Genomic DNA, 20,461 nt, shown 5'->3' on the forward strand with positions numbered 1-20,461 from the left:
TTTGCCTTTTCGGCCAAGAAAGGACAAACATAAACTATAAAAAAGGAGATGGCCATAAATGGCACAATATAAAGGCATTGATGTCAGCCATTATCAGGGAAACATTGATTTTTCGAAGGTCAGAGGCGCAGGCTATCAGTTTGTGATTGCCAAGGCTACGGAAGGCTCGGAGGCTGACGTGAGATATGCCGATCCGAGTTTCAAGCAGAATATTACGGAGGCTAACGCGGCCGGACTGGTGACGCATGCCTACCACTATTTTCACGGCATCAGTGATGCGGACGCGAGAGCAGAGGCACGGTGGTTTATAAAGAATCTTGCCGGGGTCCCGGTGCAGGGATACGTGTTTGTCGATGTTGAGGACAAGAGTCTTGATCCCAACGCATCCGCACTGACCGGTTATGTCAATGCGTTCCTGGACGAATTGGCAAAGGCAGGCTATACAAAACTCGGTATATACAGCGGGCTCTATTTCATGAAAGACCGGCTGGTTGAATCTCAGCTGCGTTCCGGTATTTTGAAATGGATCGCTCAGTACAATTCCACGTTTGACCGGACGGCCGATGTATGGCAGCATACGTCAAGCGCGAGCGTTCCCGGTATTGCCGGCAATGTGGACGAGGACATTGCCTATAACGACAAGCTGATCAATGTCGGGGCGTCCGGATCGGCACCTAATCCTGAGCCCTCCTACCCGCCTTCTGTGCCGCCAAAACCTGTGGTGCCGGACACGTATACCGTCCGAGCCGGCGATACGCTGAGCGGAATCGCGGCTCAATTCGGCACAAGCGTCGCGACGCTCGTTTCACTCAACTCAATCAGCAATCCGAATCTTATTTATATTGGGCAGGTGCTACGGATTAAAGCTTCCGCAAATCCGGCACCAAACCTCGCGGCGTCTGGGACGTATACGGTTCAACCCGGCGATACACTGAGCGGAATCGCAGTCAAATACGGGACGAGGGTTGGGGTTCTAGCGGCACTCAATAATCTCAGCAATCCGAACTTCATTCGCGTCGGCCAGGTGCTGAAGCTTCCGGGCGGGGCATACAGTCCGGCAGGCCGTCCGGTTCATGTCGTCGCCAGCGGTGATACACTTTGGGGCATCGCACAGGCCAATCACACAAGTGTGGCCGCTTTGAAAAGCATCAATTATTTAAGCAGCGACACGATTTACCCGGGCCAGAGACTGTATTTAAAATAACGCTGATTAAAGGCTATTTTAAAAAACAGTGTTGATCCAAACAATTTTTGGGCCCTGCGTGTGAACGTTTTAAATAAAAAGTCCCTCACACTTGGTGGGGGACCGGTATCTGAATTAAATGGACAATTAGTCTAACCCGGGTGAATTGTAAGCGGGCGGCATTTGGAACCATCCTTTTTTTTGAGCCAGCTTCTTGGATTGTTGGCCAAGCAACATTTTATCCACCTGAAATTTAAAAAACATTAACCCGATATCCGTCCGAACAGATTCGCTGGCAAAGAGCGCGCACTCATTCATGGCGGCAACTAAATTAATCTGCAGCGTGTTAATGAGTTCTTTGTCCGAGAACTTTACTCCGTTCGGAATGGCGTCCGGGTCCGAAACAGGTTTGTCTTGGGTGCCTTCCGGCATCACAATCCCTTCCTGCTTCATAAATTCATTCACCTCTTTTTTATGTGAACGAGCCACTTGTACAGCGTCTTTAAATAATTGCAAGAGCTCTCTATCTTTAGTTGTATTCAAAGCAATTTGTTCATGTACAATGACACCGTCCAGATAGGCGCTGTAGGTCCAGCATGACATGGCTTCGCCGATGGTTATCGGCAATTTTTGGGTATCAACGAATGATCCCAGTCTCTGTATAGCAGATCCCGCGATTTCCATAACATTGGGCATTCTCCAAGCACCCCTTTCCATTTTGATGTTAATAAACTTCCCGTAATTTCAAAAAATATCCCCGTGCTTGCAGTATAGGGCAAGGAAATAGATGGTAGTTCACTATCTCATGCATCATTAAACGAACCCTGCGCAGGATCATTTAACTTTACACCGACGATATCCGTGAATGAAATGCGCCTGCTCAGCCCATATAAGTCACTGATCTTCAGCTGCCGTTCAATCGGATCCAATTTTTCAACGCAGCAGATGCAAACCTTTATATATCCGTTTTTATAATAACTAAGCGTAATCCGCTTTCTTCCGGACATCGCTTCACAGAGCGTTCGGTTTAATTTTTCCAGTTCTTGTTCGTCCAATAACGGATGATCAATTTTTTCCAGGTCCGCATGCGTTTGTCTGAGTACCTGAACATGTTCCGGCAGCATCATCCGGCTGGATTCCCAGCGCATATTGCTTCCCTTGGTTAGTTTATTCATGGCAGCAGACCCCCGTCTGTCTTACTCGTATGCTTCACTTTTTCAATGGCCTGTTCAATTTCTTTTGCGTCATGGCCGGTGCGCTGTTCCAGATCGTTAACCAGTGTCATTCTTCTCATTGCCAAATCGTTTCGCATGATTTGGGCAATCTTTCTTTCAAAATCAGTCAGCATAGAATCACCTTTTTGATCTTATTATACACGAATGTATGTTCTTTTCATACCGTTTTTAAAAACATGTGTTCGGTAAAACGTGATTGTCAGAAAAAGCCGTTTCGAAAGAAAGAGACAGCACGGGTAAAAAGAAGGGAACAGGATCTCTTGAGATCGTTCAGGATCGCAGCAGTTTTTTCCCCTTTTAATATTGAAATATGATAATTCCTAGTTGTATAATATGAATTACCTTCTGTAACAATTGCCATCCTTTTTCAACTCACCTCTCTGCGATGCTGCAGAGAGCTTTTTTGTGCGCAGACATAGATGGTCTGGAATGCAACTGAACAAGCCCCGGGCTGTTTTCAGCGGAGGGCTTGTTCAAATATTAAATCAGTGGTGGTTGGACGCGGACAGTTAACCTTGAGGGTTAAACGCTCCGGCGATCTGCTGCGCGGTTTTGCCCATTTGCTGCATCGGCTGCTGAACGAACTGCTGAATACCGCCCTGATTATTTCGCAGCCATACATAGGTTGCCGCGCCGGCTCCGCATGCAGCTAAAAACGGCAAAAAGTTATTACCCATATTGTTTCCCTGCTGTGCCATGTTTTTTCACCTCCTGGATCGGATTCGCCTTTATTTTAAGCGTCTGGTTTGAAAATATATCATGTAAAAACAGGAAGCTGCCCAAACGTCCACGCCGCTAAAAAATAAAAAATTTTGCTTTTAGGACAGGTTAATTTATTTTTAAGGAAGGAGCCGTATGCTTTAGATGTTCATAAAAGCATTGTACTTCCCCCTGTTTTATACAATTGGACCCTTTTATTAAGGGTTTCTTTTTTATACTAAAAGTTTAAAATTCAGCGGATTATAAGTGCAACTAAGCCTCTGGCTTCGCCAAGTTTTCTTTATGTGCGGGCTGCGGGCCGCGAACAGGGAGGATTGATCGGACATATTCTTTGAATAAGATTGACAACCATGTGTATCTTCCGTTATCGTTGAATATAGAAGCAATCGAATAAGATGACTGAATTTGGAGGAGCCTGTCAAAACGGGCTCTTTTTGCTTTTTTTGACGCCATACGGGATAGGGGGAGGATCAGCATGGGAACGGCGGCTTATCTGGCGATCACGATCTTTATTATTACCTACAGTGCCATCATTTTTGAAAAAATCAACAGGACGATTCTAGCGATGGCCGGCGGGGCGCTGATGATTCTGTTCGGGATGATCAGCCAGCATGCGGCTCTTGATCATATTGACTTCAATACACTCGGCCTGCTGGTCGGGATGATGATCATCGTATCGGTTACGGCGGAAACAGGTTTGTTCAGGTATGTGGCGATAGGGCTTGGAAAAAAGGTAAAGGGCAGGCCGCTTCCACTGCTCATGATATTTGCCATGATGACGGCCGTCGGTTCAGCTTTTCTGGACAACGTAACCACAGTCATGCTGATGGTTCCGGTGACCTTCAGCATGGTCCGGCAGCTGAAACTGGATCCGATGCCGTATCTCATTACAGAGATTCTGATGGCCAATATCGGCGGAACGGCGACGATGATCGGCGATCCGCCGAACATCATGATCGGAAGCGCCGCCAGAAATATCGGCTTTATGGACTTTATCATCCATCTCGCGCCGATTTCACTATTAATCGGGACGGCGGTTTTGCTATTGATAATGATCCTTTACCGGAAAAAGCTGCAGACTTCCGATCAGGCCAGAGAACATCTGATGGCTATGGATGCGAAAAATGAAATTACGGATAAAATTACGATGATCAAGGCGGTTTCGGTACTGATGCTGACCATTTTGGGTTTCTTTATCCACCCAGTCATCCACGCGGAATCTGCAACCGTTGCGCTGACCGGTGCTTTCCTGCTCCTGATGCTGACGGGAGAAAAGACACTGGAACACGCGCTCAGCTCCGTCGAGTGGCCGACGATTTTTTTCTTTCTCGGCCTGTTTGTTCTCGTCGGCGGTTTGATTGAAACAGGTGTCATGAGTCGCCTTGCACAATCGGCGATTCATCTAACCGCGGGCGATCTGACCGCCGCTTCTTTTCTTGTCCTATGGCTGAGCGCCGCGGCCTCGGCGTTTATGGACAACATTCCGTTTGTTGCGACGATGATTCCGCTGATTGAGGATATGGGACGGATGGGCATCGGCAACCTTGATCCGCTATGGTGGAGTCTGGCGCTCGGCGCATGTCTTGGCGGGAACGGTTCACTCATCGGAGCCAGCGCCAACCTGATTGTTGCCGGGCTCGCGGCGAGAGAGGGACGTTCGATCTCGTTCGCCCGGTATTTGTTGATCGGATTTCCCGTGATGCTTGTTTCAGTAATCATGGCCATGGGTTATATTTATTTCAGATATCTGATGTAGCGGAAGGGAGCCCCCATAAAAATGGATAAGCTGGTCTATCAGGTCAACGATTCGCTGATCGCTTTGACCGAACAAAAAAATGAAGGTGATGTTGAATTCCTGATCAAGGCGAAAACGGACGAGGCATTAAACCGTCTGCGCGCAGTCAGGCAGTTCTTCGACAGCGATAAAATTTATACGGATATCCTGTTTTACTCGCGGAAAAACGGCGAATTTCAGGTCATTGTCCGGAAAAACGTTTACGCGCCCTTTATTGCCCACCTGTTTCAGCTTCAGCTGATCCGTTCCGTTTCCTGGAAAAACATTTCCTGAAGCGGCAAATCGATGACACCGGTCAAAACGGTCAGGCGAGAAAAACGGAATTGCAAAACCGGGCATCCATTTTTCTAAACTGATTATCCTGTTAGTTCATAATCAGTCACCGTCTGTCTCGTTGCACAGTTGGTGAGCAGGCGATGGAAAAGTTTCCAATCCGCCTTTAATTCAGAGGTTATCGCCCCAAGGCAAAGGAATCGCCCTAAACTCGGGGACAATCGCCTCAAGAGATCAAAGAATCGCCCTGAACTCAGAGGCTATCGCCCCAAGGCAAAGGAATCGCCCCAAGCTCGGGGACAATCGCCCCAAGAGGTTAAAGAATCGCCCTGAACCCGAAGATTATCGCCCTTATACAGAAAAATCGCTTTTTAGCATTCATCCTATCCTTTTAAAAACTCAAATCTGAATGAATTAAAGGGATACTCAATTTTTTCTAATTTATAGACGTACTTTCTAAGCACTCATCAATAAACGTATCTTGGAAGGGATCTGTTTTCGTTGCAAAGCGAAGCCATTTTAGCCATTTCCATTTTTATTCTCACCTATGGATTCATCGTGGCCGAGAAAGTTCATCGGACGATTGTGGCCATGCTGGCTGCCTCATTGCTGCTGTTTCTGGGCATTCTTAACCAGAATACCGCAATCCGCCATATCGATTTCAACACCCTCGGACTTCTTATCGGCATGATGATTCTTGTCTCGGTCACCGCCCGGACAGGTCTGTTTAAAGCCGTTTCCATTTGGGCGGCCAAAAAGGTGAATGGGCGGCCTGTCGCCCTGCTGATTGTGTTTTCACTAATTACGGCGTTCGGCTCCGCATTTCTCGATAATGTGACTACAGTGCTGCTTGTTGTGCCCGTGACCTTCAGTATTGCCAGAGAACTCGAACTCTTGCCGGTTCCGTTTCTAATGTCGGAAATTTTCATGTCCAATATCGGCGGGACGGCGACGATGATCGGCGACCCGCCGAACATCATGATCGGAAGCGCGGTTAAGGATCTGAGCTTTATGGATTTTATAACGAATCTGACACCGGTGATTCTGATCGTCGCGCTTGCCGTGATTTCTTTTTTGATTTTTTTTTACAGGAGGCAGCTTCACGCGCATCAGGACGCGGCGGAAAGACTTGACGATCTGAATGCCCGCGATGAAATTACGGACGTGCCGCTTCTGATCAAGTCGGTATCCGTTTTGCTGTTGACGATTTTCGGCTTTTTTCTGCATCAGAGACTCGGGGTCGGGACGGCGACCATTGCACTTGCCGGCGCTTTTCTTCTCCTCTTGCTGACCGGTGAACGGTACGTGGAGCAGGCCCTTTCCGGTGTGGAATGGACAACCATTTTTTTCTTCACCGGCTTGTTCGTCCTCGTCGCCGGGCTGGCGGAGACCGGCGTGATCGCTCATTTTGCCAATCTCGCGCTAGGTCTGACCGGAGGAAAAATGGTGCCGACGACATTTCTCATTCTCTGGATGAGCGCCGTTGCCTCGTCCTTTGTCGACAACATTCCATTTGTTGCAACGATGATTCCGCTGATCCAGGACATGGGGCACATGGGCATCGGCAATCTGGAGCCGCTGTGGTGGAGCCTTTCGCTCGGCGCCTGCCTCGGCGGCAACGGGCTGCTGATCGGAGCGAGCGCGAATCTGGTCGTTGCCGGAATCTCGGGGAAAGAAGGCTATCCGATCACATTCGCCGGTTTCATGAAAGCCGGCCTTCCGGTGATGTTTCTGTCGATCGCGATCTGCACCGTCTATGTCTATCTGAGGTATTTGGTTTGATGGGTTGATGAACCCTGTATTCATTGTTAAAATAAGAAAAGCATCAAATTGTTGAACATTGGTGAATAATGCGTCGTGTAAACCAGAAACTGGAAGCCTTGTGGCCTCCGGCTTTTTAAATGGATAATATCTTATAGACGACTTGAGAAAACAAGTGACCGATCAAAATGGATGGGGTGGAACAGAAGGATGGCAGAACCGAATAACTTGATTATCGTTATGGACTTCGGCGGTCAGTACAACCAGCTGATCGCAAGGCGTATTCGCGATTTAGGCGTATACAGTGAGTTGTTTCCGAATACGCTGACTGCGGAACAAATTAAAGAAAAGAATCCTAAGGGCATTATTTTCTCAGGCGGACCAAACAGTGTCTACGACGCGGGAGCCCCGGATTGTGATCCGGCTATTTTCGATCTAGGCATCCCGATCCTGGGAATCTGTTACGGCTTGCATCTCATCAGCAAACACTATGGAGCGACTGTGGAGCGTGCGACACATCGGGAATACGGGAAAGCGGATATTACCGCGAATACCGATAACCCGCTTTTCCATGGCCTGCCGGCAACACAAACAGTATGGATGAGCCACGGCGACCTGGTTAAAACGCTTCCAGAAGGTTTCGTCATTGAAGCAAGCAGTGAGTCCTGTCCGGTTGCGGCCATGGCGAATCCGGCGGAAAAAGTCTATGCGGTTCAATTTCACCCTGAAGTACGCCACTCTGTACACGGCAACGAGCTGCTGAAAAACTTTGTTTACTCGGTCTGCGGCGCGGAGAAAAGCTGGTCGATGGAACACTTTATTGACGAACAGATCGAGAAAATCCACGAAACGGTCGGCGACCGCAAAGTACTCTGCGCGCTGAGCGGCGGTGTGGATTCGTCAGTTGCGGCAGTGCTTGTCCACAAAGCGATCGGCAAGCAGCTGACTTGCGTCTTCGTTGACCACGGCCTGCTTCGCAAGGGTGAAGCGGAAGGCGTTGTCGATACGTTCAAAAATCATTTCCATATGAATTTTATCCATGTTGACGCCAAAAAGCGTTTTTTGGACAAACTGGAAGGCGTCAGCGATCCGGAACGCAAGCGTAAAATTATCGGCAATGAATTTATTTATCTTTTTCAAGATGAAGCCAATAAACTTGAGGATATTTCCTTCCTCGTGCAGGGCACACTCTACACGGACGTTGTGGAAAGCGGCGCGGGCGGTTCGTCTCAGAACATTAAATCGCACCACAATGTCGGCGGCCTGCCGGAAGATATGAAATTTAAATTAATCGAACCGCTGAATACACTGTTCAAAGATGAAGTGCGGAAACTGGGTACAGAGCTCGGCATTTCCGATGACATCGTCTGGCGCCAGCCGTTCCCGGGACCTGGCCTCGGCATCCGCGTGCTCGGCGCGATCACGGAGGACAAGCTGGAGATCGTCCGTGAATCAGATGCCATCCTCCGCGAAGAAATTAAGAACGCCGGACTCGACCGCGACATCTGGCAGTACTTCACTGTGCTCCCGAACATCCAGAGCGTCGGCGTCATGGGCGACGGCCGAACCTACGATCACTGCATCGCCATCCGCGCCGTTACCTCGATCGACGGCATGACCTCCGACTGGGCGCGCATCCCGTGGGACGTGCTTGAGAAGATCTCAACCCGGATCGTCAATGAAGTTGAACACGTCAACCGGATCGTCTACGACATTACATCGAAGCCGCCGGCGACGATTGAGTGGGAATAATTGTAAAACTAAATTTGAAGCGAATACGCCGGGTTAACAACGTTTTGAATGTTATAGAATGGATAAAATCAATTAAATATGATTTGGTTCCCCACCAAAACCCCACCAGAAATAAAAAATCTAGTGGGTTTTTGAAATTGTATGCTTATTAATCCTAACTCTTTATGTTATAATAAATGTTAAATACGATTCATAAGAACATATGTTCCCTACACTGGACGACTTTTAGTTGATAGGAGAGAAAAGACATATGATTGCCAAACATCTTATCGATACAAATAATTTGGAATTTTTGTCAAAAGATGATTTATTAAAGATCATAAAAAGTATGGTTAATGGTGGGATTTCAATAAATTTTTATGGAAAAAGAATAGCAGACGAAATATATAAAAAAGTTCGTCCTCGAGTAACACGAGTAAATCGAAAATTAAGTGTAGGAACTGACGCTCAACAATCAAAAAATCTATTGATTGAAGGTGAGAACCTTCAAGCCATGGTTACTTTGTATAAGTACCAAGGTCAAGTTGATTTAATCCTAACGGATCCTCCGTATAATACTGGAAATTATTTTAGGTACAATGATAAATGGGATCAAGACCCTAATGATCCGGAATTAGGAAATTTGGTAGCATCAGAGGATGGTTCAAAACATACTAAATGGATGAAGGCCATGCTTCCAAGATTACATATGATGTGGAAAATGCTTAATCCAAGTGGAGTTTTAGCAATTTGTATTGATGATAATGAATTATTTCATCTAGGAATGATGCTTAATGAAGTATTTGGAGAAGAGAATAGAGTCGGCATTATTAACTGGCAGAAAACTTACTCACCAAAAAACGACTCAACTCACCTTTCATCGGCAACTGAGTATGTTTTAGTTTATGCAAAAGATAAAAGTATTACACGTACAGGTTTATTGCCAAGAAGTAAATCCGCAGACTCTAGATATAGCAATCCAGATGATGATCCATTAGGACCTTGGTCGAGTGGTGATCTTCAAGCCAAGGATTTTTCTAATAGTACTTATTTTGGAATTCAATCCCCATTCTCTGGGAAAATGTTCTATCCATCTGATAATTGTCATTGGAGATTCAAAAAAAAAGATATTAAGAAAATGCTTGAAGAATATGGGAGCAAATATTCAGAAGTAAAAGATCCAGAAAATATTCTTTCAACGTCAAAGTCGCTCGTAATTAAAGGAACAATAGTTAAAAATGGTTCGTTATATACACCAGCTGAAATTCTTGAAAAATGTTCTGAACTTGCAAGTGATAAGGTAAAAAATGGACCACTTCCGAGTATAATATTTTTAAAAGATGGTCAAGGAGTTCCAAGGATCAAACGATACTTAAATAATGTAAAAAAGGGGCAAGTGCCCTTAACTTTTTGGGCGGACGAAGAGTATGATTCTGTTTTTGAAATGGGTGCGCAATCTTGGGTCTACCAAGAATCAGGCCACAGCCAAACTGGCATCAATGAATTAGACAGTATACTTGGTAAAGGGAATAATTTTGAAACGGTTAAACCTCTTAAGCTAATTAAAAAAATAATTCAATTATGGTGTCCACCTAAAGGATTAGTATTGGATCCGTATGCTGGTTCAGGAACCACAGGCCATGCTGTGGTCGAACTAAATAATGAAACAGATAGCGATAGGAGATTCATTCTAATTGAGCAAGGAAATTCAGTTAATGGAGATAAATATGCAAGAACCTTGACACAAGAAAGATTGAAAAGAGTAATTAAGGGAGTTCGTCCAGATAAAAATGGAAATCTCATTCAAAAGTATCCACCATTAAATGCTGGTTTTGAATTTAGAAAGTTAACAAAAACGATTGATGCTAAAACTGTTTTATCAATGAAGAAGGATGAACTTGTAGATCTAGTTATTACATCACATTGGGAAAGTGAGAGACGTGCTGCGCCTAATTTAATAAGAATTGATAATAATAAGTATTCGTATCTTGTAGGTAAGAATGAAGATAATGAAGGATATTTTATTATATGGAATGGAGATAAAGTAGGTCAATTAGATATACAAACTTATAAAAAAATAGTAGAAGAAGCATCAAAAGAAATGCTTACTACGCCTTATCATGTTTATGCACGTTATGAAGTGTTCCGAACAAATAGTGTTAAATTTTATAAAGTTCCCGATAAAATATTGCTACATCTTGGACTAAATGAGCTTAATGATTCGTACAACAATGACAGTGAGGCATAGAAAATATGGAGCTAATACCATTCCAGATCGAAGCATCTTCAAAGATTGCTGATAGATTTAAAGACTACATGATGGATCCACTCACGGTTACAAGAACTCAATTAGTTCCATTCTATCAAAATCTTTCGTCAATAACAGGAAGTGGAAAAACTCTGATTTTGGCTGATGCACTTCAGCAAATTAGAAGTTCGTTATCTGTTGAGCCTATTGTTTTATGGCTCTCTAAAGGTAAAGTAGTTGTGTGGCAGACTTATAATAACCTATCTACTGGAAAATATGCTGATTTAATAGACAATTCTAAAGTTAAGCCTATTTTGGACGCTACAGAGAAAGATATTGAGGTGGCTGATTCCACTCTGTTATTAATAGCAACAGTAGGAAAGTTTAACCAGAAAGACAAGGAACAAGGGGATAGGAAGATATTTCAAGTGCAGCTTGATCAAGCAGAGAAATCACTTTGGGATATGTTAAAAAAACGAAAAACCGTTGAGGGAATTAAACGAGACTTAATTGTTGTTTACGACGAAGGACATAATTTATCCGATCAGCAAACTGAATTATTGTTGGACTTGGATCCTGACGCCTTAATTGCGGCAAGTGCAACTGTTAGAGTTCCTAAAAAGTTGTCAAACACTATTGAAAGATTATCCAAGGATAAAGGGTGGGTAGATTCGGATTTTACGACGCAGGTTAAGAGCTCTGATGTCGTTGAATCTGGATTAATTAAGAAAAATTTACTAATTGGAGGATATTTGTCTCCAACTGAAGTCACTCTAGACGATATGATAGTAAGTTTTAAAAAACTTGAAAGTGACTGTGATTATCTTAATACTCCATTTAAACCGAAGGCTATATATGTTACGAATACAAATGTAATAACTGGTGCTGAAAAAGACGATGTGAAGCAGCCATTTATTGATAGAAAAGCAAGACCTATTATTATTTGGAGATACTTAGTTGAACAAAAAGGAATTGACCCTAAAGAAATTGCAGTTTATTGTGATCTGAAATTTGATAAAAAGTTTCCACCACCAGAAGATTTTGTATTGTTTTCAGGAGGTGATTCGGATTATACCAACTTCGTTAATGGGAATTTTAGACATATAATTTTTAATCAAACGCTCCAAGAAGGTTGGGATGATCCGTCAGTTTATTTTGCTTATATTGATAAAGATATGGGTTCGAACATACAAGTTACTCAAATAATAGGAAGAGTATTGCGCCAACCAACAGCAACTCATTTTCCTTTAGAATCTTTAAATACAGCTAACTTTTTTATTAGAACGGATGAAAAAAGTACGTTTGAAAATGAGTTGTTAGAAATTCAACAAAAAATAACTGCGGATTCTCCAGAGATAAAATTAACTTATTATTCTTCAGGGAAGGGTTTAACAGAAAGACCATTGTTAAAACCAAAGTATAAGCTTAGCATTCCCGAATTTTCCGTGTACTCTCAAAAGGCAAAAACTTATATTGATGACATTATTAAACAAATGAATGATTACTCTGTAGACTCAATAAACACTGTTGGAACTGGGGGACGAATACAAGTATTAAAAACAATTGGTGATGAAAAAGATTCAAAAGAAGAATGGGTAGAAATACAACATAGCAATAAAGTTGCTGCTCGCTGGATTTTTGCAAGGGAAATTCAAAAAAGTCATCGACATGCTCTTAATATATGTGATATAGAATTATCGAAGTTTGATGCTTTAGTAGAATATAGTAGTAACGCTGCTGCACATATTAAAGATACTGCGAATAAAGTTATTAAAGCATACGTTGAACACTCAAATATAATACAAAATAATCTAAACTGTTCATTTGTGTCTGAAATACCAATAAATCGAGATAAAATGATTAAATTCAATAACGCTGTACATGAAGGATATAGTGATTTTAATGGAATGGAGATCGATTTTGCAAAAGCTATAGATAGAACTGGTTACAAATGGTTGAGAAATCCGTCTAGAGCATACTTCCAAATTCCTCTCTTAGATTTTTCGAACAAAAAAAATTTTAATCCAGATTTCGTTATTTGGACAAAGGACGATATTTGTGCACTGGATACTAAGGGCGAACATCTAATTGCACAAGATTCAACAAATAAATTATTTAACTTAGATACTATTGGTGATGGAAAAAAAGTAAAGATCAGGTTAATTACTAAAGGAGAATGGCGAGATCCTCATACTCCATTATCAAATAAGGGATATAGTGTATGGATGTTGAAAATGGGTAAAATTGAATCTACGTGGTCACCAACTGTTGATGATTCTATAAGAGTTGCACTGGATAATAATGTGCCAAGCTAAATAAGAAATAAGAAGGCACTGAAAAAGTCTAACTTATTTGGGAAAATAAGTTAGACTTTACTTTTTATTGTTAAATAAATAACTGGCTAGATTGCAATAATAAATTAGCCATCCGGACATCCGGCGGTACCACTGGGTTTGTTCCTGCCGCCTAGGCGGCAGGAACAAAAAGCCACTCAGCTCGCCAGTTTCCGTAATTCCCTTTTGAACGCCTCAGCAGGTGTCCGGTAGTTCAGAATCTTCCTTGGGAGATGGTCAATGGCTCGAATCATTTGGCAGATGAACGTCCGAGAGTAATTTTCGATCGGTCTGCCCTTCGGAATGAACCTACGGATCATCCCATTGTGGCGCTCATTCGTCGGCCGTTCCCAGGCGGCGTACGGATGTGTGTAATAGACGTGCGTGGCCTGATCCCTCAGGCTGTTCGTCAAGCCTGAGAATTCGCTGCCATTATCGGCCGTGATCGTCCGGAAGACGCGACCGAACAACGGACCAAATCGATCGATCAACCGCTTGATGGCATAGTCTACTGAATCCGGATCTTTGCCGTCAATCTTTTGGGAGATCGTGTCACGGGTCTTGCGTTCCACCAGTGTCAGGAGCACATCGTCCTCACCCGATTTTTTGCCGACCACGGTATCGATCTCCCAGTGGCCAAACTGCTTTCGCTTCTGAACCTCCGCGGGACGGTTGTCGATACTGTCCCCAAGATGCTTGATGTTGGGGCGGTGTCCGGATTTTTTGGAACGGTAACGGAGCTTGTTGGGCAGATCCAGGTTCTTTACTTTTAGGAATCCGCAATCGATATAATGGTATAACGTCCGCGTGCAGACCCTGACCTTGTTTTTCCATTTCGGATCCCGATTGGCGGCACCACAGACCGCATCCGGAGACCATTTGTCTGAGGACAGGATCTTATTTTCGGCATAAGCGATGAAATCCGAAGCAGCTTCAAGTTTGTACCTCCGCCCACAATGACTGCGGTTGCGTTCATAGTTGGCTTGGCCAGTCTCCGGAAAATAAGCCTGAAAGCGTCGATGGTTGGCGCCAATCTGGGTGGTTGTCCCCCGACGCAGTTCGTTCAGTACCGTCTGGTGGGAACAGCCGACTTCACGTGCAATCTCACGGGAAGAGCGTTGCTCCTGGTGAAGAACTTGGATTTGTCCTCGTTGATAAGCATTCAAATGTGTAAATGTACGATGTTCTGTGCTAGTCTTGGAGTAAGCCATTATAAAATCCGCTTCTTTCATTATGGTTTCGTCGCTTTAATGATAACACCGGATTTTATGATGGTGTTTTATTACCCAAACTAACTGGCTAATTTGATTTTACAACTGGCCTAAATAAATAACTGTGAAAATGGATCATATTTCTATGAAATTAAAAAAGCTAATCTTAATAAGAGTGTTTTTCAAAGATGAACAGACACCCCGTCGTCTTAATTAAATTCATTGTTTCTCATTATAATAATTATTAAGCTTTTTCAAGTCGTCCATACTTCTTGCTATTTTTTCATCAAGCTCAATATTAAACATTTTAAAGTAAGCTCTATTTGTTAGGTCATCCCGTAGTTTTTCTTCATCTAACATAAAATACTTTGAAAAGATTGCTTGTAGCATAATCTCCCGTTTCATTAATGAGAACTCATTTTCAATAATTTTTTGTGTTTCTTCCTCACGTTCGTCTATTTCTCTTTGAAACTCATCCATATAAGTCATTTCATCAGATGCATTATGTCGCTTCTCTTCTTCTTGTTCAATTATAGCCCTATATTCTTCATTTGTTTTTACATCAGTATCTTTTTTTGCAACAAAATAATCAAAATTGTCAAATAAAAATTTATCCACTAAATTTTTTGGATAATCAATTGGATTCCCGCGTCCTATGATTTTTTTAAATTCGCTCTTATCTACATTCTGCTTTCGAAGCCATGTTTTGAAAATATCTTGGAGACGACGTCTGGTTAAAATGTTTTTTGAACCTGAGTGATTTTCGTCGCAAATTTCAATTCCATGTTTTCGTTCAATCCTTTTAATTATTTCGTTAAAGCTTATGTATTCTTCCAAACAAATCCCCCCATTTATTGGAAACTAAAAAATTCCTAAGACATCCTAAATAAGATTAGTTTATCACTTTTCAAAAACACACGAAGGCTTTTTCTAAAAGGTTTTTATGTGAAAAAAAGAGGAATTTAAAATTCCATATTATGTAAATTTCTTTGAACCGTCAAAATTAACAATCTACCATATAAGTGTAGTGAGCAAAGGTTCACAATTACGAATTGGAGAACGATTCTGGATTGAAGAAAACTCAGTTCAGCGATTTATGAAAACTTTGTCGAGAGCATAGTCATCTGAATCGCTAAGATCGGATTCTTCATGATAAGAAAGGGAGGGAAGAATATGGAGTCTTGTTATTATGAAAACATTGTTAAATACTTCCTGGGTAAATCAGCATACGCGGTGGCGACAGAAGATTATCATTTCGAACATGTACCACAATATGTCCTTGAAGTATGGTGTGGAATTATCGCGTCTTCAGAAATTAAGGATTCAGCGGAACGTGAACTTGCCTTTAAACGAATCCTTGAAGATGCTGCCAGAAATGTATGGCGGCATTGAACATGATCAGGTCAATTACCAAGAAGGAAATTTTAAGGAGAGGTCAATAATCATGAAAAAACTGAATCAATTTACTACCTTCGATGTTGATCGGTTCTTTAAAGGGAAGGAACTGATGGCAATGAACTCCGAAGACTTGGAAGATTTCAATTCAGGGAAAATAATTGGTGCCAAATACATTATTGTGATATGGGCTGATAACACCGATTACGGTAAAGAGGGTGTCTCTAATAAGGGTCAACAGTTTGATGTGAAAATTCTTGACGCCAAACCAAAGGATATCCCAAATCCTGTTCGGGTTCAGCTCGTTGAACCATCTGCAAGAATTTATGGTGATTATCGAAATGAACTCACTGTTACTGCAAAAGATGTCGTCTTCGTTCAACCACAGCGCAAGGCATAAGGAGCAGAAAATGTCTAAAATAAAATATGCATCCAATGAACGAAAATCAATCGTAACTTTGATGAAACACCCAGCTTTTTGGGTGCTTTCATCATTTTGTTTTATTGCCCTTAGTTTGGTGGCTTTAAAGTTTGCTGAGAAAGTAGATGAAATTTATAAATTGCCGGCTGTAACGGATGTTTTATTTAACATCGGCGCTTATTGCCTTATCTTTGGGATCGCCATACTGGTAATTATGGTTGCAGCCTGTGTCATTCGCTTTCTCTATTTTGGGAACCCATATAATCGTGGATTGATTGGAATACGTTGGAACCAGTTCTTAATGGCTCGACAAATCCGGAGAGGCATGATTGACACAGGCGTTATCAATCCGAGACAAAAGTCAGGCGGGTTTGAGGTTGGAGACATTCACCCCAATCTTGACAAAGTGAAACCCTTCGTAAGGATTGAGGTTGTCGGAAATACATCAGATCAATTGGAAAAAACGCAATCTTTGCTTAATGCGTCTCTGAGAAAAAAATTTGATAAATACATTGTTATTGATATTGATCAGGACAATGCAGGTAGATGGTTCACATTTTATTTGCGGGATTCATCAGTAAGTCAACGATTTGTTCCGCTGCATCTTAAGGAACTTGTTCCAAAAACATTTTATGAACTGCGAATAATGAAAAAAACGGTTTGGAATGTCGCTAAATCTCCCCATGCACTCATTGCAGGACAGACGGGTAGCGGTAAAACATATGCTGTTTACGGTCTTTTGTTTCAAGTACTGCTTGCGGGTGCTGATGTTTATATTATTGATCCAAAACGCGCCGATTTATTGAGTCTGAACAGTGTATTACCAAAGGGTCATGTTGCTTCCGGGACGGAACAGGCGTTGGAACTGATGAACCATTTTGTCTCGCTAATGCATCAAAGGCAAGATGCAATCTCAACGTATGCTCAAAAGCATCATATATTTGCCGCGGATTTTAGAGCAATTCCTGATATGAAACCAACCTATATCTTTATTGATGAAGTAGCAGCATTAACTGCTTCATTCACTGATTCAAAAGAGCTTAAGGTCTTTAACGCAAATATGAAACAGCTTGTTATGAAAGCTCGATCAGCTGGCATTATTGTCATCTTGATCACTCAGCAGCCGAATGCACAAGCCATTCCAACGGACGTTCGGGATCAGCTTGGCTTGCGAATCTTACTGGGTACCGGTTCAACACAAGCGCGAATGATGACTTTTGGAGACGGCTTTGAATACTTCAGAATCCATTTTGAACAAGGCGCAGGACTTTTCTTGCTTGATGGCGTCGTGCATACGCCTTCACAAATTGAGACAGCTGATTTATCCAATCTTGGTGATGATTTACTCAGTTTGTTTCAACAGGCATATGAATACGGGCGACTGCAAACATGAATCCATTGCAGGAATCCGCGCCCGCCGCAGGCGGAAAGCGGATTCCTTTAACTTGATAAACGTCATACAAGAGCCCCATTTTATTGAGGTGATGATGCGAAAATGAGAAAAGAAAGCAAAAAGGTCGTTATTTACAACGGTGCATTAGTAAAGGCTTATTTTTACGGTGATACGCTCGAATTAACAACTTCAAACGGACAGCATAAACAGGTTATCAAAGTGTTATCTGGAAAACGCTATGCGAATTTGGAGACAGGCGAAATAAAGAAGATGGCTATAGATGCCAACAGCAGGGCTGATAACTTGAAAACTGTTAAGGTTACAATGCGGCACTTGAGAAGGCTCATTGCACATAATTTTCAAGGTGGTGTCAATCAGTTATGGGTCACCTTGACCTATGCTGCCAACGTAACTGAGCCGGCGATCGCGTACAAGGACTATAAGGCTTTCATGAAAAGAGTTCGGAAATTATATAGTGATATTGACTATATTTCAGTCATTGAACCTCAGGCGTCTGGACGATGGCATTATCACGTACTAATGAAATCGAATGAAAAAAAGTTGATGATCCCGAATTCAAAAATGCAAGAGTTATGGGGAAAGGGTTACACAAAAACGAAACGTTTGAAGCGATCAGATAAAGTCGCCAATTATGTGTTAGCCTATTTGTCTAATCTTGATATTCCAACAGATGACAGATCGGGCCGAAAATGTTTCGTTAAGGGCGCACGTCTATATCTTTATCCCAAGGGCCTGAGAATTTATCGACGATCAAAGGGAATCGAAGATCCAATCGAAAAATCAGGCATTAAACATGAAATTTTAGAACAAAGCGGTATCAGTGATCGCCATGCGGATTTTGCTACACAAACAATTCACGTCGGTCATGATACTTACAAGGGCGAAATTACTTACATTACAGAGTTTTTTAATAATATTGAAAGGAACGATGATATTGAACAGACAAAGGGCAATAAAGGAATTGATGTTTGACACTGAGTATGCCCCGCTCGCCGCATTTGAATTATTCGAAAAGGACTACAATGATTTAACAAAAGACGATTGGATTCAGGTGTCAGAATGGTTTGAGCAACTTGAGGAAATTGATGATTGAAATCCCAAGGTGAAAGGGCAAATCATAGATTCCAGATATTCACTATGGAATCCAAGCATTAATTGTCATTAACCTCTTAACGTTTTACAAATTAATGTTTGGATTTTACAGCGATTATATGGCAAGAAAAGAGTGGTAATCATGAGGAAAACAATGACCAAAGATGATTTAATTGCTATTGGATACAAACCTCATACTGCTGTTTCTTTGATTAGACAAGCCAAAGAAATTATGGTAAAAAAGGGGTATCCATTCTACAATAACAAACGATTGGGCCGTGTCCCACGAGACGTTGTTGAATCCCTTTTAGGCGTATCGCTTAAAGAGGAGATATCAACAGATGGCGACAACTAAATATAAAGGCGTCTGCATCGATGCACAGGGAAAATATTATTATCAGACGGAATTAGGGACTGACCGGGTTACAGGCAAGCGTATTCGTAAGAAGGGGAGAAAGGATCAGAATGGCAAACCTTTTTCTTCCGCCCATGAGGCCTTTAAAGAGTTGACACGAATTAGAAATGAATATTTCAAGGCCAAGGGATACGCCAATTATAACATCACTTACGGGCAGTTCATGGATAATGTTTATATCCCTGCTTATCAAACAGATGTAGAGGAAAGCACTTTTTTATCACGTAAGGGCGTGCTCGAACGAATCCGTGATCGATTTGTGAACGTTCCGCTTCGTTCTCTGACTTTTGAGCAGGTGCAAAATTATCGGACATGGCTTTTGTCAAAGAGGGGTGCAGGTTATTCGCAGTCATACGCGGGCTTGATCTTTGGCATGTTTCGTAAAAGTCTGGATATGGCTGTCGATATGCAATACTTAGAAACGAATATTTCCAAAAAGGTGAAGGCAATTCCGAAAAGCAAAGCCATTGTTCCGTATTGGACAAAGCGTGATTTTGAAAAAGTGATCGCAACGATCTGTCTTGATGATTTTTACGAGCATCTAAATTTTGTAATGTTATGGGTTTACTACATGACGGGTGTTCGTGTAAACGAGGGTACGGCATTGTGGTGGGATGACGTGGATTTTATGAAAAAGCGGCTCCGTGTTCATCATATGCTTATTATGAAAAATAAGCATGACTGGCAGCGTAATGATTATACGAAAACTGCGGATGGAAAGCGGACGATTGCATTGGATGACGATACGCTTGAAATTCTGCGTGTGTGGAAAGAACGTCAGTCGCAAATAGGTATTGACAATTTTGTCTTTAGCTACGATGGCACACCAATGCTTAAGTCAACGATTTCAAAAATCATTGCACGTTATGCAAAGCTTGCGGGAGTTCGTAGAATTCAGGCAAAAGGATTGCGCCATTCGCATGCCTCATACCTGATAAATGAGTTCAATGTCTCCGTTTTGATCCTATCTAAGCGTATGGGTCACTCAAGCCCTGAGATTACATTGAAGCATTATTCACATCTATGGTCTGGTGCAGATGCGCAAATTGCAGAAGAAATGACTGGCAATATCTCGATTAAAACAGCTAAAGAAAAAGGATTCAAGTTCACTGGAAATCAAGCAATTAAAGCAATTGCATTTCCCACCACTCCCCCCACCAAGGCAGTGCAGCATGCTTGAAAAACGTTGATACATCAACGATTATAAGGCGCATGTACATGGTAGAGTGGGAAT

Annotated in this window: 19 protein-coding genes; 13 read left to right on the top strand and 6 right to left on the bottom strand. The window is 42.4% G+C overall.

Annotated elements, in window-relative coordinates; genetic code table 11:
• Positions 1-58 precede the first annotated feature (58 nt).
• Complete coding sequence (locus IEX81_RS14350) at positions 59-1,204, top strand: LysM peptidoglycan-binding domain-containing protein (RefSeq protein ID WP_188804584.1); 1,146 nt, start codon at positions 59-61, stop codon at positions 1,202-1,204.
• Between the two features lie 126 nt (positions 1,205-1,330).
• On the opposite strand, the gene IEX81_RS14355 is transcribed toward IEX81_RS14350, so the two are convergent.
• The 4 genes from IEX81_RS14355 to IEX81_RS14370 all read right to left on the bottom strand — a co-directional run bounded on the left by IEX81_RS14355 (position 1,331) and on the right by IEX81_RS14370 (position 3,116).
• Positions 1,331-1,879 (bottom strand): DUF3231 family protein, encoded by a 549-nt coding sequence (locus IEX81_RS14355; protein WP_188804585.1) that lies wholly within the window; start codon positions 1,877-1,879, stop codon positions 1,331-1,333.
• Positions 1,880-1,986: 107 nt separating this feature from the next.
• Entirely contained in the window at positions 1,987-2,358 is a 372-nt protein-coding gene (locus tag IEX81_RS14360) for a YolD-like family protein (RefSeq protein ID WP_188804587.1), read from the bottom strand.
• Positions 2,355-2,531 carry a hypothetical protein gene (locus IEX81_RS14365; RefSeq protein WP_188804590.1) on the bottom strand — a complete coding sequence of 59 codons (177 nt, stop codon included), beginning with the start codon at positions 2,529-2,531 and terminating at the stop codon, positions 2,355-2,357. Before IEX81_RS14365 ends, IEX81_RS14360 begins: the two co-directional genes overlap by 4 nt.
• 396 nt (positions 2,532-2,927) lie before the next feature.
• Entirely contained in the window at positions 2,928-3,116 is a 189-nt protein-coding gene (locus tag IEX81_RS14370; protein ID WP_188804592.1) for a hypothetical protein, read from the bottom strand.
• A gap of 497 nt (positions 3,117-3,613) precedes the next feature.
• On the opposite strand from IEX81_RS14370, the gene IEX81_RS14375 reads away from it, so the two are divergent.
• From IEX81_RS14375 to IEX81_RS14400, 6 genes are all read left to right on the top strand, one after another.
• Positions 3,614-4,894: an ArsB/NhaD family transporter gene (locus IEX81_RS14375; protein ID WP_188804593.1), complete on the top strand. Its 1,281-nt coding sequence runs from the start codon at positions 3,614-3,616 to the stop codon at positions 4,892-4,894.
• Between the two features lie 21 nt (positions 4,895-4,915).
• Complete coding sequence (locus tag IEX81_RS14380; protein ID WP_188804595.1) at positions 4,916-5,206, top strand: hypothetical protein; 291 nt, start codon at positions 4,916-4,918, stop codon at positions 5,204-5,206.
• A gap of 501 nt (positions 5,207-5,707) precedes the next feature.
• The gene (locus IEX81_RS14385; protein WP_188804598.1) at positions 5,708-6,988 is read left to right on the top strand and encodes an ArsB/NhaD family transporter; all 1,281 of its coding nucleotides are present in this window, start codon (positions 5,708-5,710) and stop codon (positions 6,986-6,988) included.
• A gap of 189 nt (positions 6,989-7,177) precedes the next feature.
• Positions 7,178-8,719 carry a glutamine-hydrolyzing GMP synthase gene (gene guaA, locus IEX81_RS14390; protein ID WP_188804600.1) on the top strand — a complete coding sequence of 514 codons (1,542 nt, stop codon included), beginning with the start codon at positions 7,178-7,180 and terminating at the stop codon, positions 8,717-8,719.
• 250 nt (positions 8,720-8,969) lie between these two features.
• Positions 8,970-10,946 carry a site-specific DNA-methyltransferase gene (locus IEX81_RS14395; protein WP_188804602.1) on the top strand — a complete coding sequence of 659 codons (1,977 nt, stop codon included), beginning with the start codon at positions 8,970-8,972 and terminating at the stop codon, positions 10,944-10,946.
• Positions 10,947-10,951: 5 nt separating this feature from the next.
• Entirely contained in the window at positions 10,952-13,261 is a 2,310-nt protein-coding gene (locus IEX81_RS14400; protein WP_188804604.1) for a DEAD/DEAH box helicase family protein, read from the top strand.
• 176 nt (positions 13,262-13,437) lie between these two features.
• Here IEX81_RS14400 and IEX81_RS14405 read toward each other — a convergent pair whose 3' ends face one another.
• Both IEX81_RS14405 and IEX81_RS14410 read right to left on the bottom strand, forming a co-directional pair.
• A complete protein-coding gene (locus IEX81_RS14405) occupies positions 13,438-14,490 on the bottom strand; it encodes an IS30 family transposase (RefSeq protein ID WP_188804606.1) in 1,053 nt (350 codons plus the stop codon).
• A 219-nt stretch (positions 14,491-14,709) separates the two neighbouring features.
• Positions 14,710-15,327: a hypothetical protein gene (locus IEX81_RS14410; protein ID WP_188804608.1), complete on the bottom strand. Its 618-nt coding sequence runs from the start codon at positions 15,325-15,327 to the stop codon at positions 14,710-14,712.
• A gap of 336 nt (positions 15,328-15,663) precedes the next feature.
• Between IEX81_RS14410 and IEX81_RS14415 the strand changes: the two genes are divergently transcribed.
• From IEX81_RS14415 to IEX81_RS14440, 6 genes are all read left to right on the top strand, one after another.
• Positions 15,664-15,882 (top strand): hypothetical protein, encoded by a 219-nt coding sequence (locus IEX81_RS14415; protein ID WP_188804610.1) that lies wholly within the window; start codon positions 15,664-15,666, stop codon positions 15,880-15,882.
• Between the two features lie 52 nt (positions 15,883-15,934).
• A complete protein-coding gene (locus IEX81_RS14420) occupies positions 15,935-16,285 on the top strand; it encodes a hypothetical protein (RefSeq protein ID WP_188804613.1) in 351 nt (116 codons plus the stop codon).
• A gap of 10 nt (positions 16,286-16,295) precedes the next feature.
• A complete protein-coding gene (locus tag IEX81_RS14425) occupies positions 16,296-17,699 on the top strand; it encodes an FtsK/SpoIIIE domain-containing protein (protein WP_188804615.1) in 1,404 nt (467 codons plus the stop codon).
• A 102-nt stretch (positions 17,700-17,801) separates the two neighbouring features.
• Positions 17,802-18,692 carry a rolling circle replication-associated protein gene (locus tag IEX81_RS14430; protein ID WP_188804617.1) on the top strand — a complete coding sequence of 297 codons (891 nt, stop codon included), beginning with the start codon at positions 17,802-17,804 and terminating at the stop codon, positions 18,690-18,692.
• 262 nt (positions 18,693-18,954) lie between these two features.
• Complete coding sequence (locus tag IEX81_RS14435; protein ID WP_188804619.1) at positions 18,955-19,167, top strand: DUF3173 domain-containing protein; 213 nt, start codon at positions 18,955-18,957, stop codon at positions 19,165-19,167.
• Positions 19,154-20,407, top strand: a complete 1,254-nt coding sequence (locus IEX81_RS14440) for a tyrosine-type recombinase/integrase (RefSeq protein WP_188804621.1) — start codon at positions 19,154-19,156, stop codon at positions 20,405-20,407. Before IEX81_RS14435 ends, IEX81_RS14440 begins: the two co-directional genes overlap by 14 nt.
• The last annotated feature ends 54 nt before the right edge of the window (positions 20,408-20,461 follow it).

This window comes from Sporolactobacillus putidus (genome assembly GCF_014647035.1).
In the GTDB taxonomy this organism is placed as follows: domain Bacteria; phylum Bacillota; class Bacilli; order Bacillales; family Sporolactobacillaceae; genus Sporolactobacillus; species Sporolactobacillus putidus.

Coding starts and splice junctions, on each gene's coding strand:
- IEX81_RS14350 (WP_188804584.1), top strand. CDS start 59: ATGGCACAATATAAAGGCATTGATGTCAGCCATTATCAGGGAAACATT.
- IEX81_RS14355 (WP_188804585.1), bottom strand. CDS start 1,879: ATGCCCAATGTTATGGAAATCGCGGGATCTGCTATACAGAGACTGGGA.
- IEX81_RS14360 (WP_188804587.1), bottom strand. CDS start 2,358: ATGAATAAACTAACCAAGGGAAGCAATATGCGCTGGGAATCCAGCCGG.
- IEX81_RS14365 (WP_188804590.1), bottom strand. CDS start 2,531: ATGCTGACTGATTTTGAAAGAAAGATTGCCCAAATCATGCGAAACGAT.
- IEX81_RS14370 (WP_188804592.1), bottom strand. CDS start 3,116: ATGGCACAGCAGGGAAACAATATGGGTAATAACTTTTTGCCGTTTTTA.
- IEX81_RS14375 (WP_188804593.1), top strand. CDS start 3,614: ATGGGAACGGCGGCTTATCTGGCGATCACGATCTTTATTATTACCTAC.
- IEX81_RS14380 (WP_188804595.1), top strand. CDS start 4,916: ATGGATAAGCTGGTCTATCAGGTCAACGATTCGCTGATCGCTTTGACC.
- guaA (WP_188804600.1), top strand. CDS start 7,178: ATGGCAGAACCGAATAACTTGATTATCGTTATGGACTTCGGCGGTCAG.
- IEX81_RS14395 (WP_188804602.1), top strand. CDS start 8,970: ATGATTGCCAAACATCTTATCGATACAAATAATTTGGAATTTTTGTCA.
- IEX81_RS14400 (WP_188804604.1), top strand. CDS start 10,952: ATGGAGCTAATACCATTCCAGATCGAAGCATCTTCAAAGATTGCTGAT.
- IEX81_RS14405 (WP_188804606.1), bottom strand. CDS start 14,490: ATGGCTTACTCCAAGACTAGCACAGAACATCGTACATTTACACATTTG.
- IEX81_RS14415 (WP_188804610.1), top strand. CDS start 15,664: ATGGAGTCTTGTTATTATGAAAACATTGTTAAATACTTCCTGGGTAAA.
- IEX81_RS14420 (WP_188804613.1), top strand. CDS start 15,935: ATGAAAAAACTGAATCAATTTACTACCTTCGATGTTGATCGGTTCTTT.
- IEX81_RS14425 (WP_188804615.1), top strand. CDS start 16,296: ATGTCTAAAATAAAATATGCATCCAATGAACGAAAATCAATCGTAACT.
- IEX81_RS14430 (WP_188804617.1), top strand. CDS start 17,802: ATGAGAAAAGAAAGCAAAAAGGTCGTTATTTACAACGGTGCATTAGTA.
- IEX81_RS14435 (WP_188804619.1), top strand. CDS start 18,955: ATGAGGAAAACAATGACCAAAGATGATTTAATTGCTATTGGATACAAA.
- IEX81_RS14440 (WP_188804621.1), top strand. CDS start 19,154: ATGGCGACAACTAAATATAAAGGCGTCTGCATCGATGCACAGGGAAAA.